The 18,829-nt window shown below is 28.1% G+C and carries 16 protein-coding genes; 3 read left to right on the top strand and 13 right to left on the bottom strand.

Features of this window, described 5'->3' with window-relative positions; all coding sequences use genetic code 11:
* Nucleotides 1-92: 92 nt before the first annotated feature.
* Both H9661_RS13535 and glgB read left to right on the top strand, forming a co-directional pair.
* The gene (locus H9661_RS13535) at nucleotides 93-1,658 is read left to right on the top strand and encodes a MutS-related protein (protein ID WP_191769343.1); all 1,566 of its coding nucleotides are present in this window, start codon (nucleotides 93-95) and stop codon (nucleotides 1,656-1,658) included.
* A gap of 96 nt (nucleotides 1,659-1,754) precedes the next feature.
* Nucleotides 1,755-3,584 carry a 1,4-alpha-glucan branching protein GlgB gene (gene glgB / locus H9661_RS13540; RefSeq protein ID WP_191769345.1) on the top strand — a complete coding sequence of 610 codons (1,830 nt, stop codon included), beginning with the start codon at nucleotides 1,755-1,757 and terminating at the stop codon, nucleotides 3,582-3,584.
* A gap of 46 nt (nucleotides 3,585-3,630) precedes the next feature.
* On the opposite strand, the gene H9661_RS13545 is transcribed toward glgB, so the two are convergent.
* The 4 genes from H9661_RS13545 to H9661_RS13560 all read right to left on the bottom strand — a co-directional run bounded on the left by H9661_RS13545 (nucleotide 3,631) and on the right by H9661_RS13560 (nucleotide 6,150).
* Nucleotides 3,631-3,957: a hypothetical protein gene (locus tag H9661_RS13545; protein ID WP_143315347.1), complete on the bottom strand. Its 327-nt coding sequence runs from the start codon at nucleotides 3,955-3,957 to the stop codon at nucleotides 3,631-3,633.
* A gap of 30 nt (nucleotides 3,958-3,987) precedes the next feature.
* On the bottom strand, nucleotides 3,988-4,899 hold the full coding sequence (locus tag H9661_RS13550; RefSeq protein WP_143315348.1) for a ribonuclease Z: 912 nt from the start codon (nucleotides 4,897-4,899) through the stop codon (nucleotides 3,988-3,990).
* Nucleotides 4,900-5,004: 105 nt separating this feature from the next.
* On the bottom strand, nucleotides 5,005-5,583 hold the full coding sequence (locus H9661_RS13555) for a DJ-1/PfpI family protein (protein ID WP_191769347.1): 579 nt from the start codon (nucleotides 5,581-5,583) through the stop codon (nucleotides 5,005-5,007).
* 144 nt (nucleotides 5,584-5,727) lie between these two features.
* Nucleotides 5,728-6,150 (bottom strand): YjdF family protein, encoded by a 423-nt coding sequence (locus tag H9661_RS13560; RefSeq protein ID WP_191769349.1) that lies wholly within the window; start codon nucleotides 6,148-6,150, stop codon nucleotides 5,728-5,730.
* A 242-nt stretch (nucleotides 6,151-6,392) separates the two neighbouring features.
* Between H9661_RS13560 and H9661_RS13565 the strand changes: the two genes are divergently transcribed.
* On the top strand, nucleotides 6,393-7,187 hold the full coding sequence (locus H9661_RS13565; protein WP_143315351.1) for an HAD family hydrolase: 795 nt from the start codon (nucleotides 6,393-6,395) through the stop codon (nucleotides 7,185-7,187).
* Nucleotides 7,188-7,238: 51 nt separating this feature from the next.
* Here the strand turns inward: H9661_RS13565 and H9661_RS13570 are convergent, their stop codons facing one another.
* The 9 genes from H9661_RS13570 to pepT all read right to left on the bottom strand — a co-directional run bounded on the left by H9661_RS13570 (nucleotide 7,239) and on the right by pepT (nucleotide 18,722).
* Nucleotides 7,239-8,057 (bottom strand): radical SAM protein, encoded by an 819-nt coding sequence (locus H9661_RS13570; protein WP_191769352.1) that lies wholly within the window; start codon nucleotides 8,055-8,057, stop codon nucleotides 7,239-7,241.
* Between the two features lie 36 nt (nucleotides 8,058-8,093).
* Nucleotides 8,094-9,098 carry a hypothetical protein gene (locus tag H9661_RS13575; RefSeq protein WP_191769354.1) on the bottom strand — a complete coding sequence of 335 codons (1,005 nt, stop codon included), beginning with the start codon at nucleotides 9,096-9,098 and terminating at the stop codon, nucleotides 8,094-8,096.
* Between the two features lie 40 nt (nucleotides 9,099-9,138).
* A complete protein-coding gene (locus tag H9661_RS13580) occupies nucleotides 9,139-10,326 on the bottom strand; it encodes an MFS transporter (RefSeq protein ID WP_143315353.1) in 1,188 nt (395 codons plus the stop codon).
* A 67-nt stretch (nucleotides 10,327-10,393) separates the two neighbouring features.
* Nucleotides 10,394-11,155, bottom strand: coding sequence for a sugar phosphate isomerase/epimerase family protein (locus H9661_RS13585; RefSeq protein WP_185966725.1), 762 nt, complete (start codon nucleotides 11,153-11,155; stop codon nucleotides 10,394-10,396).
* Nucleotides 11,156-11,431: 276 nt separating this feature from the next.
* Nucleotides 11,432-12,499 carry a glycosyltransferase family 2 protein gene (locus H9661_RS13590; RefSeq protein ID WP_207729684.1) on the bottom strand — a complete coding sequence of 356 codons (1,068 nt, stop codon included), beginning with the start codon at nucleotides 12,497-12,499 and terminating at the stop codon, nucleotides 11,432-11,434.
* Entirely contained in the window at nucleotides 12,462-13,979 is a 1,518-nt protein-coding gene (locus H9661_RS13595; RefSeq protein ID WP_191769356.1) for a glycogen synthase, read from the bottom strand. The genes H9661_RS13590 and H9661_RS13595 overlap by 38 nt, the downstream gene beginning before the upstream one ends.
* Nucleotides 13,980-14,002: 23 nt before the next feature.
* Nucleotides 14,003-15,982: a glycoside hydrolase family 13 protein gene (locus H9661_RS13600; RefSeq protein ID WP_185966726.1), complete on the bottom strand. Its 1,980-nt coding sequence runs from the start codon at nucleotides 15,980-15,982 to the stop codon at nucleotides 14,003-14,005.
* Nucleotides 15,983-16,081: 99 nt separating this feature from the next.
* The gene (locus H9661_RS13605) at nucleotides 16,082-17,047 is read right to left on the bottom strand and encodes a radical SAM/SPASM domain-containing protein (RefSeq protein WP_185966727.1); all 966 of its coding nucleotides are present in this window, start codon (nucleotides 17,045-17,047) and stop codon (nucleotides 16,082-16,084) included.
* A gap of 457 nt (nucleotides 17,048-17,504) precedes the next feature.
* Complete coding sequence (pepT, locus tag H9661_RS13610) at nucleotides 17,505-18,722, bottom strand: peptidase T (protein ID WP_143315358.1); 1,218 nt, start codon at nucleotides 18,720-18,722, stop codon at nucleotides 17,505-17,507.
* Nucleotides 18,723-18,829: the final 107 nt, after the last annotated feature.

Below are 18,829 nucleotides of genomic sequence, written 5' to 3' on the forward strand. Positions count from 1 at the left end.
AAGAAGCCTCTGGCTTCTTTTCTATTATTCATCATTATATATAACTGAAAAAATCTACGTAGCTACAAAACTTAATATAAAGGAGAATTTTTATGAATTCTGTAAAAAGAATACTGTCCTCAGATTTTACACGTCCTAAAGAAAAAAGAAGAAATATGAATAAAATCAGAAAACTTTTCGATTTGTCCAAAAAAAACAAATATACTATTGACGAAACAACTTGGGATGATCTATTAATGGATGATATTTTTACAAAACTAGATAGGACATGTTCAACTGCTGGTGAGGCTATGCTTTACCATATGCTAAGAAATCCTCTTATGGACAAAAACAAACTACAAGATAGAGAAAAGTATATAAAGTTATTTAGAGAAAATACAGATTTAAGCGCACATCTAAGATATATTTTATTTTATATGGGTTTCGATTCTAATAATAATCTTATTGAAATGATTGAAGGCTTGCTTTCCGTAAATAAATTAAAATTTCTTCTATATAAATTTCTAGGACAAGTTCTTCCCCTATTGTTATCTATCCTTGCTATAATATTTAAGGAACCTAAATTTATTTTTCTAATCTTCATACTAATAAACATCAATATTCGTATTCAAGAAAAAGAAAAGGATACTGTAAAAGCAACTGGAATAGTATATCTAGGTAAGCTACTTCTCTCTTCTATAAAACTTTCTAAAGTAGATAATTTAAATTTATCTCCTTTAACTAAAAGAATTAATTTACTTTTAAATGAACTAAAATCAATTAACCGATCAATTAAATTCATTAATATTATAACAGGACTAGGTGGAATAATGGAATTTCTCTCTGTTCCTTTTTTACTAGAAGCTACTACATACTATAAAATAAGTGGAAGATTTATTGAAAAAAGAGATACAATTCTTTCTTTATATTCAGCAGTTGGAGAAATAGATGCTTTAATATCTATTGCAAGCTATATAGAAAGTAATAAAGATAAATGTACTACTCCGCTCTTTATAGATAAAACTACAATAAAAATAACTGAAGGAATTCATCCATTATTAGATAATCCTGTTGCAAATTCTATTACAATAGACCATAAAGGCATAGTTTTAACAGGCACAAATATGTCTGGAAAATCTACCTTTTTAAGAATGATAACTGTTAATATTTTATTAGCTCAAACCTTTAACTTCGTACTAGCAAAAAGTTACGAAGCTTGTTTCTTTAACATTATTTCTTCAATAAGTCCAAAAGATGATATAAACAATAACAAAAGCTATTATATATCTGAAGCTGAATCTATATTAAGAATCCTTAAATCACTAAATGATTATATTCCAGTCTTCTGTCCTATAGATGAAATATTTAGAGGTACTAATCCAATTGAAAGAATAGCTTCATCTGCTGAAATATTAAATTATATAAATAAGAAAAATGCCATATGTATAGTTGCTACTCACGATAGAGAATTATCTAATTTGCTAAATGGAGAATATGATTTTTATTTCTTTAGTGAAGATGTAAATATCAGTACTGGATTAAATTTTGATTACAAACTAAAAGAAGGCATTTCCAAAACTAGAAATGCTATAAAACTTCTAGACTATGCAGGATTCCCAAAAGAAATAACTAAAGGTGCCTATAAAAGAGCAAAATCTCTAAGCACTAACTTTATTTAAATCAATTATGTTTCAAAAAATTTACATTTATACCATTTACTTTTTTTGTAAATTCACCTTATAATATATTGGTGGTAAGAAAGAGAGGTATGATATATGAGAAATGAATTACTTAATAGTTTTTATTCTGGAAACTGTTTTCACGCTTACAAATACTTTGGGGCTCACCTAACTCATGAGTCAGGTGTATTAGGAGTTAGATTTACTGTCTATGCGCCTAAAGCAAAAGGTGTCCAAGTCATTGGAGAATTTAATAAATGGACAGGCGAAAATTATGAAATGGTCAATTTAGATGAAAAAGGCACTTATACATTATTTGTTCCTGAAGCAAAAGAAGGAATGATGTATAAATATCGTATTTTTCAATCTACAGGAATGATTTGTGATAAGTGCGATCCTTACGGCTTTTTTAGTGAACTTCGACCAAATACAGCTTCCTATATAGTTTACTTAAATAATTCTTTATTTACTGATGATGAGTGGATGAAAGCTAGATCTAAAAATTATAATAATCCTATTAGTATTTATGAGCTTCATCTGGGATCATGGAAAAAGCCAAATAAAGATGAATATTATAATTATACTGAAATATCTGATGAATTAATTAGTCATTTAAAATTAAATAACTTTACCCATATTGAAATTATGCCTCTAAACGAACACCCTTTTGATGGCTCTTGGGGCTACCAAAGTTCAGGTTATTTTAGCCCTACTTCTAGATATGGAACTACTAAAGAATTAATGCTCTTTATTGATAAATGTCATAAGAATAATATTGGAGTCATTTTAGATTTCGTTCCCGTGCACTTTGTTCGCGATAATTTTTCATTAGCTAAATTTGATGGTACTGCACTTTATGAATATGAATATGACGATGTGGCAGATAATGAATGGGGCTCCTGTAACTTTAACTACTACAACCCTACTGTCGTAAGTTTCTTGATGAGTGCAGCTACTTTTTGGCTAGATGTTTACCATATTGATGGACTTAGAATGGATGCCATATCTAACGCTATATATTGGCAAGGAGATCCAAAAAGAGGTGTAAATATCGGTGGTGTTGATTTCTTGCGAAAAATGAATTACGGTTTAAATAGCATGTACCCTGAAGTCATGCTTATAGCTGAAGATTCTAGTAATTATATTAAAGTTACTGCTCCAACACCTTATGGTGGGCTAGGTTTTGATTATAAATGGGACTTAGGTTGGATGCACGATACCTTAAATTACTTTGCTACTCCACCTTGGGAAAGAAAATTTAACCATAACTTAATTAATTTTTCAATGAGTTATTTTTATTATGAAAATTACCTTTTATCCTTATCTCATGATGAAGTGGTTCATGGTAAAAAATCTATAATAGATAAGCTTTGGGGTACTTATGAGGAAAAATTTGCTCAATGCAAGACATTGTTTACTTATATGTTCACCCATCCTGGTAAGAAATTAAACTTTATGAGCAACGAAATCGCTCAATTTAGAGAGTGGGATGAAAATAAAGAAAATGATTGGTTTTTATTAAAATATCCATCTCACGACTCATTTAATAGATATTTTAAGGAGTTAAGCAAAATCTACTCTTCTCATTCCGCCCTTTATGAAAAAGATTATGATGAAGCTGGCTTTAAGTGGATAGATGCTGATAATAAAGATGCGAGTGTATACTCATATATGAGATATAGTGAAAAAGAAAAGCTTCTAATTATTCTCAATATGTCAAGTAATCATTATAAAAATTTTAGACTTGGTTTAGACCACGAATGTAGTGCTAAAGAAATTATTAATAGTGAATTAGATATTTATGGAGGCTACAATATAGTAAACTCTAAACAAATTTTTAGCGAGCCTATATCTGCAAATAATAAAAAACACTCCATTTTAATTGACTTAGCCCCATATACAAGTTGCATTTTTCAAATTAATTAACTATAAAAAACTAGATAGCTTTTTATAAAACTATCTAGTTTTTACGTCATATGTGATTCTTTAAAAGATTATATGCCTCTTCCGGTATGAAAATATCCTCCAAATTAATTGTTTTCGGATTAGTTGTTAAAGGATATTCTTCTATCCATAGATTATTATCTATAAGATCATATTTTTTAATTGGTTTATTAAAATCAACTTCTGTTACTTCTTCTAAATCTTTATACGGAGTTAGAACTGCTACCCTTCTACATGGTTCTTCCATTTCACTATATATATTAAAAAAACTATTATAGTTCTCAAAAGATGATGTTGTTGTTACAATTTTTAAATATAAATTTAATTTCTTTGCAGCTTCTAATGCTTTAATCATAATTAACTACTTTCCTTTCATATGTTTTCACTAGTCTTCAAATTTCAATTCAAATGTCATTCTATCTTCTCCAATAATAGTATTTTCGAAAACCTCTGTAGCATTATCTAAAAAATCTTTTGGTTCAGCCATAGCTGTTCCAAAATGTGTTAACACCATAGTTTTAACTGATGCACTTTTAGCTAAAGTTGCTGCTTCCCTAAAGGTCATATGCTTGTTTTTAATAGCTTTTTTCTCATCTAAGTCATCCCCATATGTTCCTTCGCTTACTAACAAATCACTATTATCAATGAATTTAGAAATGGTTTCAATTGGTCTTGTATCTGTTATAAAGCTAAGTTTTATACCTTTCCTATCTTCTCCCATTACTAAAGACCTTGAATAAGTAATTCCATTTTCAATTATTTCTTCATTAGATTTTTGCAGTTTATTCCATAAATATTTTGGAACATTATTTTCCAAAGCTTTTTCCACATCAAATTTAGGACTTCTACTAAAGTAAAAACTATATCCAATACAGGGAGAAGAATGATCTAATTCTAAAGTAGATATCTTTATATCTTCATCAATAAAATTCAAATCCTCTTTAGGTGATTCAATAACCCGAACTTCATATGGAAGATATTTAGCTATAGTCATAAGCCCTTCTACAGCTTCTTTAATTCCATGTGGTCCTATTATTATAACAGGTTCTGTTCTACCGCTATTCCCAATTGTGCCGAGTAGCCCTGGTAATCCTATTATATGATCACCATGAATGTGTGTTATACAAATGATATCTATAGCTTTAAACCCAGTATTAGCAATCTTCATTGATACTTGAGTACCTTCTCCACAATCTATTAATATTTTTCTTCCCTTATAATTTATTAGCAATGATGATAGATATCTATTTGGTGTTGGCATTCCTCCTCCACAACCTAAAAGTGTTAAATCAATCATATTTAATTCACCTCAAAATATATCATATCACACTTTCTTATAATATTATCTTTGAAAAACAAAACATCAAGGAATTATTATATTATATCCTTGATGTTTTAATTTCTATAATTTAATTTTTGCTCCAAGTAAAATTAAAAATTCTGATAATATAGATGTATGTGCAGCCCATGAAGGTGAAGTAACTAAATTTTCATCTACCACAGCATTATCCCCTTGAACTTCAATATATTCTGCACCACATGCTCTGATTTCAGGTGCTACTGATGGATATGCCGTAAGTTTTCTTCCTCTTAACATACCAGTTGCTACTAAAATTTGTGGACCATGACAAATTGCAGCTATTGGTTTGCTATTAGTTAAAAAATATTTAGCAATATTTACGACATCTTCATTATTCCTTAAGTATTCAGGAGATCTTCCACCTGAAATATATAATCCATCATAATCTCCTAAACATACCTCAGTGAAATCCTTATTTAAAACAAAATTATGGCCTCTCTTTTCTGTATAAGTTTGATCACCTTCAAAATCATGAATTGCAGTTTTTACATAATCTCCAGCCTTTTTATCTGGACAAACTGTATGAACTTCGTAACCCAATGTTTTAAGCAAAATATACGGAACCATTGTTTCATAATCCTCTGTATAATCACCTAATAATAGTAATATTTTTTTAGCCATGTTATCCCTCCGTTATTTAAAACTATACCCTTATACATAATTATAACATTTATAGAAATCTTATCAAATTATATTCATTAATTATTTAGTAGTTAACAAAAAAAGTGTCCTTCTTTTGTAGAATTAACACTTTTTTCATTGAAATTAATGTCCTTTATGCTTTTCTAGCTTTTTCTTCTGCTTAAGACAATACTTTCTTTTCTTATTTAGTTCTCTCTCATCCTTCGTTTCTTTCTTACGTTCTTCCTTGTTCTTTTCATATTGTAGTTTTAAAGCTTCCTGCGCTTTAGTACCTATTCCTTTTTGCAAAGTCTCTTTTCTTGTTTCTTTTAAAAGCCTTTTGAAATTCACTCTTTTCTTAATAATTTTTTCATCATTCATTGACATAGAATTACTAAAATTTAATGAGTTAAAATTGCTTAGAATAAATTCATATACTTCATAATCTTTTGGCTCTGTACCAAAGGTTACTTTACATACTTTTATTCTATTTCCATCCTCTACTTCAAAAATTCCAATCCAAAAAGGATCACTAAAAAGAACTGTTAATTTAATTATTGATAACATAATTAAATCCTCCTGTTAATAAAAATAATTGAGAACGGACAACCCCAGGAGGGCAGGTTACTGCTATAATTTATTATAGATTCTGACTACCAACAGAACTGTGTTTTTATCTCTATTTATATTATAATGTAATTTAATTTAAAATCAAAGCATCATAACCTCTCTTATAGTTGTAATAAACTTTCTTAATAATATATAATAAATATATAGATTAACGATGGACAAGTTTAAAGGAGAACATAATGAAATCAAAAATAGTTTTTTTTGACATCGATGGAACAATACTTACTGAAAATACATTAAAAATTCCAGACAGCACTAAGAGAGCTATAAAAAAAGCTCAAAAAAATGGACATTTAGCCATAATTAATACTGGCAGACCTATAAGAAGCATAGATTCTTTTATAAAAGAGCTTGGTTTTGATGGGTTTATATGTGGTTGTGGTACTTATGTAGAATACAAAAATACAATATTATTATCTAAGCAACTAGGCAATAATATATCAAAAGCTGTAGTTAAAGATCTTAGAAAATGCAAAATTGATGCAATTCTTGAAGGTGAAAAAGATATCTACTATGAAGAAGATGAAAATATTATCTCTAAGGAATTACTTAAAATAAAGGCTCATCATAGAGAACAACAATTATATAATGGAGCAACTTGGGATTCTTCTCAAATTGATTTTGATAAGCTAACAATCTGGACAAATGATAATAGTAATTTTGAAGAATTCTATGATAAATATAAAGATATCTTTGAATTTATCCATAGAGGAGAAAATTTTTACGAATTAGTTCCATTAGGCTTTTCAAAAGCTTCTGGTATAGAGTATCTAATTAAATATTTAAATATTCCTTTTGAAAATACATATGCAATTGGAGACAGTACAAATGATTTATCTATGCTCAAGTACGTAAAAAACAGTATTGCAATGGGAAATAGTAATCCATTATTATTTGATTTAGTATCTTTTGTTACTAAAGATATTGAAGATGACGGTATTGAATATGCTTTAAAACACTTTAGTATAATATAAAAAATCCCCTCTATTTCTAAAATAGGGGGGATTTCAATAATTGAACTATATCTATTTCTTTTTTATTTTATCATGATAAAAATAAATCTTGTACGCTAAATTATCTTTCTTGCATTTCTTTACAATATTTTCCTCAATACAATTCCAATAAGTGTTTCTTCCGCTAATATATATATCATCATAAATCTCTTTTAATTCTGGTTTATATTCAACAATAAAATCCAGTACCCTTTTCTTGTACTTTCCTCTTAAGTTTAAGTTTTCAAAACAATAATAATCAACATCATCACCAATGAAATCAATTATTTCACTATAATTTGTTATCTCTGGAAACATTGGTGACATAAATAAGTATGTTTTTATTTTTTCTTCTTTCAATTTTTTAATAGCTTTTACTCTCTGTTCTACTGATGATGCTCTCGGTTCAATTTTCCTTCTAAACTCATCATCTAAAGTATTTAAAGATATCCCTATATGTATATCCTTAAATTTCTTAAAAAGATCAATATCTCTTAAAACTAAACTTGATTTTGTTAATATCTCAACTCGTGCATCAACATCCACTAACTGCTCCAATATTCCACGCGTTACTTTATACTTACCTTCATATACATTATAAGCATCAGTGACAGAACTTAATAAAATTGTTTTATTAGTCATGGGTTTTAAATTTATTTTTTTACCACAACATTTTATGTCCAAAAAACTCCCCCATTCATCACCATGCCCAGTAAATCGTTTCATAAATTCAGCATAGCAATATATACATCCATGAGGACAACCTACATATGGATTTATTACATAATCTGAATCAGGTAACTTTGATTTTGTATTAACTTGTTTTACTTCAACTTTTTTTATATTAATCATAATACTTTAGACCTTTCCTATTAACTTGAGTATTAGTTAAGCTAATTCTTTCTTTGCAACATCCTTTTTCAACAATCCATATATAAACATTAAGATAAATGCTGTAATTGCACAACAAGCACTTAAATATATTGGAGCTCTCAAATCATTAAAAATCCAATAAACTAACATACCTGCAATAACTCCAAAAATATGCCCTATATTTTCAGAAAACACTATATCTCCCTTACTACAGTCCTGATTAATTTTATTAACCTCTCCAATGCAATACACAGTACCTCCACCAAAGCCAGTTGCTATCCAAAAAATAATTGCAAACATATTATCATAATTCTTCGCTAAACATATTAAAATAATTGAAAGAATAAAATGACCTGCAATAAAATATTGCCTATAATTTTTCCCTTTAATTATATGTGAAACACTGGTATATGTTATCCAGCCAGCCATAACCAATATTCCAATTACTTTAATACCAAAACTGCTAGTAAGTTTACTAATTATGATCAATATAAAATAGACATAAGCAAAATAATGCATCTGATGAATTACCATAATCCCATTAATAAATTTAAAACTCGGTTTTATAAATTTAGACTCTTTTATTTTGTATTTAGAATATACTACAATAAATATCAATATTATTGATATAATTATATTTTGCTCTACTCCAATAAAAGGTGCAATAACAAATCCTAATATTCTAAAAGTTCTTTTAATTGTAGTACTGACCTTATCCTTTTGTAAAGAACGTACTGATTGTATAGTCATAGCAATAAATATATATCCCAAAACCAAAACCCAATAATTAGAAATTACAAATTCATAGATAACAAAACATCCCATGCTTAAAAATGCTGTAATAGCTGTTACTTTCTTATTTAATTTGAACGGATTAGGCACTAAATTTCCTATCTGATAAGCTAATCCTAATGCAGCAACTTGCAAAACAGGTAAATCTATCGATATCCCATATACAACTCCACCTATTTCAACACAACCAGATACAAGACTTAAAAATAAAAAAATTACTTTATCCACACTTTCATCTCCAATTTTTCATATTCTCAAACAAATTACTCTATTCTTCAATCTTAATTAAATTATCTTTTGACGAAGCAATAATGTTATTAACAGCTATTCCACTAATTATTATTAATGTAATAGCTAAACATGTTACACCAGCGATTGTATTATAGGATATTATTTTTCCGCATATTGACAAGAATATAGAATTAATTATCAATGTTGCTAAAGAAATAACTGATAAGAATGTAGACCTTATTTCATTGTCTACTTCTTCATGTTTAAGCAAAGTTATACATTGTCCTTTTAATGGTATGGCACAATAACTTACAACAACCCCTAAAAGAATTAATAGAAAATTATTTGAAACTAATAGTAAAAGGAACAGTCCTTGTATTATAGGTCCAAATTTAATCAGCCTAGGAATTTTAAACTTTTCAACTACCATAGGTGAAAATTTTTGAGATAAACTTTGAGCCAATTGAGTAATGGAATATATAATAGCAACCTGTTTTACAGACATACCTTTCATAAATAAAATCGGTTGGTATATAACTGGTAAATAGAACTGTAATCTTCCCATGGCTTCATACACACATATAGATATACTTTTTTTATCTTTAAAAAACACCTTAAGTGTTTTACGAAACAATTCAATTGGAGTTTTCTTACTATCACCTTCTGAATTTATGCCTTTTAATGTATAAACTATTATCGTAGATACAACTCTAAAGATAAGGGTGGCAATTAAAGCATATTTAAAGATATCTTCAGAATAACTTCCTGGTAATAATCCTACAATAATGCCAGAAAGCAAATATCCAACGCTTAAGCTCGCATAAAAATTACCAAGTGATCTATTTGTATCTAACTTCTTTTTCTCACTTAATTCATATATAATTGATTCTGTATTTCCACTGTAAAAACTCCAACCTAAAGCTTCTAATACATATGCCAAAAATATTATTGCTATATGGTTTGCAAACAATAAAATACATGTTGATATGGAAAATGATATATATGTTAGATGTAACACTTTTTTTCGTCCTAACCAATCGCCTACTATTCCTGTTGGTATTTCTAAACAAGCAGTAAGTAGAGGAATAGATAAATTTAGCGCTGAAATATATACTAAACTTATATTCTTTGATTGTAAGTATGCTACTTCGATTGCACTATATAATCCTAATCCAAGTAGTAAATTAGTTAAGCAAACTTTATATAAAACTCCTTTTTCTTTCATTTAACTCTTCTCCTAACAAAAATTCTTTACTATCAAAAGTTATAGAAATCTTAGCTACTATTTAAAATTATCTCCTAATATACTCGTTTAGCATATTAATAGATTCTTGAATCTCAGATTTATTAAATAATTGAATGCAATATGTCACTTCCTTGCATTTATCCTCAATTTCTTCTACTATCTTTTTTATATTTATATTTCCCCTTCCAATAGCTAAATGATCATCCCTCTCTCCGTTATTATCATGAATTGCTACATATTTTATATGTTCTTTTAATTCTTGTATCCATACTGATGAAGAATATTTCGATATATAATTAGCATGTCCTATATCAAATGCAAACTTAAAGTAATCAGACTTAATATAATCAAATAATTGTTTTAATAAATAAGGTTCATCATCCCATACATTACAATATAAACACATAACTTTCCTAGCTTCAGCATAACTTATTAACTTTTTCCAAAACTTCTTATTATTTTCTAACCACATATCTGAATAAGAATTAAATTTAACTAAATTATCAAACGTAGTAAAGAACAATATGTATGTCATATTATAGCTACTTGCTAAATCAATTAAAGTTTTAAATCTAGTAATAGTTATTTCTTTTATATCTTCATCTCCTGCTTCTGGCTTTATATCACGAATTGGTCCTTCCATACCTAATAAATCTGTAATTTTGCACTCTAAAGCTTCTTTTATAATTTCTTCTCCCTTTGATATACTAGCTGGGAAAATAAAGTCTGATAATTCTAAGAAATCATATCCTTTTATATTCTTAAGTTCACTTAAATCATCTTTATTAACACTTATTCCTAATTTCATAATTTTCTCCCCCATTTAAACGTTTAGTATAGAGTTCTTACAATACCTTTTTATTTTCTTATATACCAAGGGTTACAAAGTTTTTTAACGAAAAAACCATTACCACAATCTTACAATTAAAACTCTAACCAAAACAAATGAAAGAATATCATTGTATTAGCTTCAATTATAATCAAATACATATCATGGTTGCTAATTATGCTTTATGAACATATATTTCTATTAATCCTTTTGTAGATACATTTTATTGTAATCCCTCCAATTTTAATTAGACTTTTACCATAGATTTAATTGCTCTTTACTTAAAGAATTAAATTTATTCTTTCTATCAAAAATACATTCAAATATCATCTTTAATGGTACTAAATTTGGCTTATGACAAAATGCTTGTCCTAAAAACTTGATGGCATTTTTTCGATTTGCTTCTAAATTAATATATCCTAACGTCAATAGCTTACTATATATAGCATCTTCTATTATGTCACGGCATTCCTTTTTATCTTTAATAAACGGCAACTCCTTAATAAGTTTTAAACTTATTTTTCTGACTACTATTTTATCTAAACCTAACTTTGTTAATTTATCAATAGTTACACTATTACTTAAAATTTCATCCTTAGTTATCTTCTCTCTGTCAATAAATGCATATACACTATCTTCACTTTGGTAATACTTATAATGATAATCTTTATATAAAATAAAAGCAGTTTTGCTCAAAATTCTAAACAAAAATTCATTATCCTCACTTGTACCTAAATTTTCATTAAATAGACCTAATTCATCTAAAATTCTTTTTTTAATTATCATGGTATTAATATGATAACAATAAAAATATGTTTTCATAGTAAACTCAAAAAAGTCTTTTTGATATATTGTATATTTTTCTTTATCAACTGAATCTAATTCTTTCACGCTTTTTTTAAATAACTCTTTGTAAAAGTTATTTTCATCAATACCTATAAAATTCTCTTCTTTTCCTTCTTTCCATAGTGCAAATCCTAAATGAATTTTTTCCTCCATCATAGATGTCAATAAATCTTTCAAATGCGAAGATATCCATTCATCATCTGAATCAAGAAATGCTATATATTGCCCATTTGATTCCATTATTCCTGTATTCCTTGCACCAGCAATTCCTTTTTTTCTTTTGTTTAATATAAACTTTATTCTATTTTCATCTTTATAAATATCTTTTATCAAATCTTTAGTATTGTCATTTCCATAATCATCAATAATAATTAATTCCCAATTATCATAAGTCTGATTTAATACAGAGTTAATGGCACGCTTAATAATTTTAGCTCTGTTATAAGTAGGCATAATTATGCTTATTAGTGGTTCCATCTCTATCTTCACCTTCTATTACTTTCACATATTCATCAATGCTCTTACTCCATGAGAAGTCTTTTACCATACCTCTCTTCATCATATTATTCCATTTAACTTTATCCTTGAACATCAATTTTGCTTCTTGCACTGATTCATAAAGAGAATTGTATGACACATCTTTCATAACAAATCCAGTTCCATTTTTATCATCAAGTTTTATATCTTTCACTATATCAACCAATCCTCCAACCTTAGTAACAATAGGAATAGTTCCATATCTCATAGCGTACATTGGGGTCAATCCACATGGTTCATAATTTGACGGATGAAGTAATATATCACTTCCTGCTAGTAATTCTTCAGCTAATGAATCTGAGTATCTATTTAAATAGCGAAAATTTAATCCAACTTCTCTTTCAATTTCTAACAGTTGCTTATTTACTTTTCCACCAACACCACCTGCTGGCACACCACATATTATAATATCTACTCCTAAGGAAATTAAATTTTTCATACGTTTAACATAATCAAAAACTCTTCGATTCCCCATATTTATAAATAAATCCAATCCTTTTTGCTGGGTAAGTCTGCAAAGAATCAACAATAATGGTCTGGAGTTGGCTGTCTTAATATTATATTTTTCTTTAATCTTTTCTTTGTTTTTTACTTTATTTTCAATGTAGTTAGCATTATATGGTATAACCGTACTATTACTTTTATATGGATTCCATTTTTCCTCATCTATCCCATTTATAATACCTATTACTTCCTTCTTAGCTTTTTCAAAGTAATCCAAACCAGGATGAGCAACGCGTTTTTCTAATAGTTCACTCGCGTAATTCTTACTAACAGTAATTATATGATTAGCATAAAATATTGCAAATGCACTCATAGATATAGTTTCAGTATACTTAAGTATTTCATTTCCCATTATCCTAATATCATCTTCTAAGAAGTTAAATATGTCCGGATATAGCTGCCCTTGATGCTGGTAATTGTGTATAATATGCAAGGTATCAATGATATTTTCACTAATATTCTTTATATAAGGATATATACCAGAAGCATGCCAATCATGAGTTATAAGAACAACATTCTTGAAATTTATATCCTTAATAAAATGTGCTATACATTTACCAAAAAGTAAATATTCCAATCCAACATCTGTTAGATATGGTTTGTTACCATCTAAATACCCATCTTGCATTGCATAAGCTTCCTCCATTTTTACGAAATAATATATAACATTATCTCTTTTAGCATACAATACCTCTGCTTCATAACTCACTGCATTAAAGCAAATATTAAATACCTTATAGCTGTGTAAATTCTCTTTAATTCCCGAATAATATGGGGTTATAACAACGTTTTTCCAATTTGTCTTTTTGCTGAAGTACATTGGTAGACTTCCTATTACATCTCCTAATCCTCCTATTTTGGAAAAAGGGACAACTTCAGCTCCTATGTGAATAATAACTTTTTCATTAAAACTCATAATAAACTTTCCTCCATTTTATATTAAATTGCCTTTCTCAAAATAATAGATGACTTTCTGTTTACTTTTGCTTGATTACCAACTTCCTTGTCACTTAATAATTCAACAAAGTTTTCCACTTTTAAAACTTTATCAACATCTACACATATATCTTTATCAGATAAATTAGATATACAATAAATATGTTCATCTTTATATTCTCGTTCAATAATTAATACCTTTTTTTCATCATCAGCCAATCTTATATAAAAAGTTCCAAACTTAATTGCATCACATTTATTCCTAATTTGAATTAACTTTCTATACCACTGTAAAACTTCAGGGTTTCTATTTACAATATCCCATTTCATTGTTCTTCTATTATTAGGGGTATCATCCCCTTTTATCATTATTTCATCACCATAATAAATAACTGGATTCCCCGGTATAACCATTTGTAAAAAAATAGCATTAGTTATGTCTTCCTCATTTAATAACTTTCCTGAAAACCTTGGTACATCATGACTACTAAGAACATTCCAATTTTCAATACTTCTATTATGTGGATATATAAAATAGCAACTCATTAAATTATCTGCAAGTTCACTAATTTTTAACTTCCCGCCAGAAAAGAAAGGTTCAAAAGCTTTCCACCAGATTAAATAATTTGTTACACCATCTAACTGATCACCTTCTAAAAAAGTTCTAGAGTCTTTCCAATTCTCTCCAATTACCACAACCTCTTTATTTAGAGCTTTCATTTCTTTTCTAAAAAGTCTTAAAAAATCATGTGATAATTCAGAAGATACATCTATCCTCCAACCATCAATATAATATTTTTTTATCCAATATCTACAACATCCTAATAAATAATCCCTAACTTCCTTATTATCAAGATTGAACTGAGGCATTTCTCCATAATCCCACCAACAACTATAATTGGGTCTATTAGGCTTGAATTTTACTGGATATTTATATACTATATAATAATTTTTGTATTTCGATTTTTCTTGATTACGCAACAAATCATCAAACATCCAAAATTCTGTACCACAATGGTTTAATACTATATCCAATACAATTTTTATGTTCCTTTTATGAGCCTCAGTTACTAGCTTATGAAAATTTTCTTCATCTCCAAGCATTGGATCTATTTTCATATAATCTATACAATCGTATCTATCATTACTATTGGCATAAAATATTGGGGTCATGTATATGTATGAAATCCCCAGTTCCTTTATATAGTCAAGCTTATCTATTATCCCTTTTAAATTACCACCAAAGAATGCTTTTTTACGAGGTTCGCTATCCCAATCAAGCATTTCTCTCCCCTCAATAGTAGTTTGTCCACTTCTTGCAAAAGAATCAGGAAAAATATGATACACTACTCCAGTATTACTAATAGGAACATAATTAAATCTAACTAAACTACAATCAAATAATTTTTCTATCTTTTTATTTAGCAATTGATTTGCACAAAAATAATATATATTTTCCTTACTATATATTTTGAAGCAGAATTTTTCATCTTCTATTTTCTCTTTTTCTATAACACATCTAAAGTATTTTTTCACTCCATTTGTATAATGATTTTCGCATTTATATTCGGTTAATATGCCATTTTTATCTTCCACAATAAGTGTAATATTTTGAATCCATTCTTGATGTGATACAATTTTAATCTCAATATAACCACCTTCTATTTCAGCGATATAAGAAGGGGTTAATTCAAATTCGATTTGATTAAAACTCGTTGTTCCAATCCTACATATAGAATGCCAATTCTTTGCCCCATCTTGCATATTATTAGGATCTAAAAGAATTTTATCTTCTTCTCCCGCTATCTTGAAATGATAATATAAATCTCCTTTTGGGGCTTCAACCTCAACGCAAAACTTACCTTCGCCTAAACCTTTACACTTTTTAGTAAAATACCTACCCTCAGATGGAAGTGCCCCAAAAATTAATTCTTTTACATCAGGATCTGTATTTATAACAAATTCTTTTTTATATTTTTGCATGATATTAAATTACTACTCCTTTCTAACCTTTCCAAGATTAAGATTGCATAAATTTCACAAAAACTAATTGTCTTTAAATTATGATTCATATTAAAATATCTAAACCATACATTCTAATTCTTCGTATGTAAAAAATCCACATGAATTTTCATTTTCTAACCAATATTTTGATTTTTTATTTTCTAAGATATCATATATATTCATATCTGGAAGCTTTCCTAAAATATATCTATCATCTACTGGTTTCATATTTTCGTCTAATGCCCAAAAACAGCCTACCACTGTACCATCAGTTAAAATACCAATAGATCTTTTTACGGCTCTACAGTCTAATGTGTACTTTTCATGATTTGGTAGCAAGTATTGAAAATCAACTTTTATATTACCTTTTGCTGTAATTTCCTTAATATAATCAACCATTTGACAATATTCTTCATGTGTAGGTTTCAATTCACTGAAATATTTTCCTCTTCCTGAAGAGAAAAATCTTAAAATACTCCATTCATCAATCTTATTTTCTTCCAACCAACTATATAAATTCATTAGTTTCTCCTTTGATATATTATCTTTTGTAATAACTGTTTGAGCTCCTACAACAAATCCAGCACTTTCAAAGAGTTTCATTGCCTTTGCAGCATATTCGTGATATCCGGCTGGTCTCATTTTATAATGATAGTATGGAAGATAATCTAAAGTTATTTCTACATCATTTATTTTGCCTCTTAACCTTTCAACTATCTCTTCTGTTACAAATGCTCCTGATATACTTATTCCTACATTTTCTTTTCCTAATTTTTCAGATGCATATATAATTAAATCCAGATTTAACGGATCTATAAGAAGATCACCACCTGAAAAATCAATTCTAAAATCCCCTTCCTTTAGTTGATCAATTATCCTTACCTTACTATTAAAATCTAGTTCCCCTTGAAATCTATAATTTTCATCTCTTCCTAAGTTAATTTTTTCAAAGTCTTTTACGTACTTTGCCGATACACAACAAAACTTACAGTTCCATGCACATGCTCTTGTTAAATTCCAAATAATTGATTTTTTATTTTTCATATAAAATCCCTCCTCAAATTTCTTCCCTATTACCCATATTTTACCTAATGTATTTATAATCTTACACATTAAATACATATATGTCAACATATTGAATTATTTCATAATTATATATAAATTTACAATTATTAATTTTTGTATATTTTTATTACTTTTTTATCTTCTTTACAAAAGAATATATTTTTTAAAAAGCGTAAAATATACTATCTTTTAACTTATTTTTTTAAAATAAAGGAAGATTTTTGCTAAAGACAAAAATCCCCCTTTTTAGGAAATATATTTACTATTGTTAAATAGTATTATCAAATATATATCGAGATACATGCACCACAAACATGAAATGTAGTTAAAATATCTGATTTAGAAAAAGTGTGGAAAGCAAGAAGAATAATACATTAGGACTACTTATGAATATTAAAAAAAGTAGACTTACCAAAAAAATGATAAGTCTACTTTTTTATTTTGAATATCTTTTTAAAATTTCAACAATTAAATTCGTACAAAGATCCATTCCCTCTACAGTAATGTGTTCTGATTTTCCGTGAAATGCAAACCCTCCTGTTCCTAAGTTAGGACATGGCAAACCATTATAGCTAAGAGTTGCTCCATCAGTACCTCCTCTAATTGGTTCAATAACTGGAGTAATACCCAAAGTCTTCATAGCTTCTGTTGCATTTTCTATTAGATGCAAACAAGGTTTAATATGTTCAAGCATGTTTTTATATTGGTCTTTTATATCTATTTTTACAGTGTCTTCGCCATATTTCTCATTTAATATCTTTTCTAAGTGTATTAGAGTATCTTTTTTCTCTAAAAACTTTTCACTGCTATGATCTCTAATTAAAAACTTCATAGTAGCATGGGCTGTATCCCCGTTTAAGCTCTCTAAATAAAAGAATCCTTCATAATTTTCTGTATGTTCAGGTCTTTCAGTTTGTGGCAACATTGAATTAAATTCACAAGCAACATTTAATGCGTTAATCATTGTATTTTTTGCACTTCCTGGGTGAACGAGAACACCGTCTATTTCAACTATTGCTTTTGCAGCATTAAAGTTCTCATAAGAAATTTCTCCTTCTATTCCACCATCGATTGTATATGCAAAATCAGCACCAAATCCTTTTACATCAAAATGATCTGCTCCCCTTCCTACTTCTTCATCAGGAGTAAATCCAATGCATACTTTTCCGTGAGGTATATTTTCAGTTAATATAATCTCGCAAACTGTAAGAATTTCAGCTATACCTGCTTTATCGTCAGCTCCTAAAAGAGTAGTTCCATCAGTAGTTATAAGAGTTCTACCTTTTAATTCTTTTAAATTTGGAAATTTTTCTACAGATAATACCGAATTATCTCCTTTTAGTAAAACATCTTCTCCATTATAATTTTCTATAACTTGTGGATTAACACCTTTTCCGCTTGCGCTTGGCGCTGTATCCATATGTGCTATTAAACCTATACTTGGTTTTGTTTCATAGCCTTTAGTTGCAGGAATGTATCCATAAACATAACACTTGTCGTCAACTCGTACGCCTTCTATTCCAAGTTCCTTCATCTCTTCAACTAAAATATTTGCTAAATCAAATTGTCTTTTAGTTGTTGGAATTGTTTCAGAGCTTTCATCAGAAGTAGTGTGTACCTTAACATATTTTAATAAACGTTCATACGCTTTCATATATATTCACTCCTTATCCATTGTTTTCTTCAACTTATATACTACCACTATTTTAGATATATTTGTACATTTGAAAAAAAAATTATGGAAATAAACTTTTCATATTG

Source organism: Clostridium cibarium (assembly GCF_014836335.1).
In the GTDB taxonomy this organism is placed as follows: domain Bacteria; phylum Bacillota; class Clostridia; order Clostridiales; family Clostridiaceae; genus Clostridium; species Clostridium cibarium.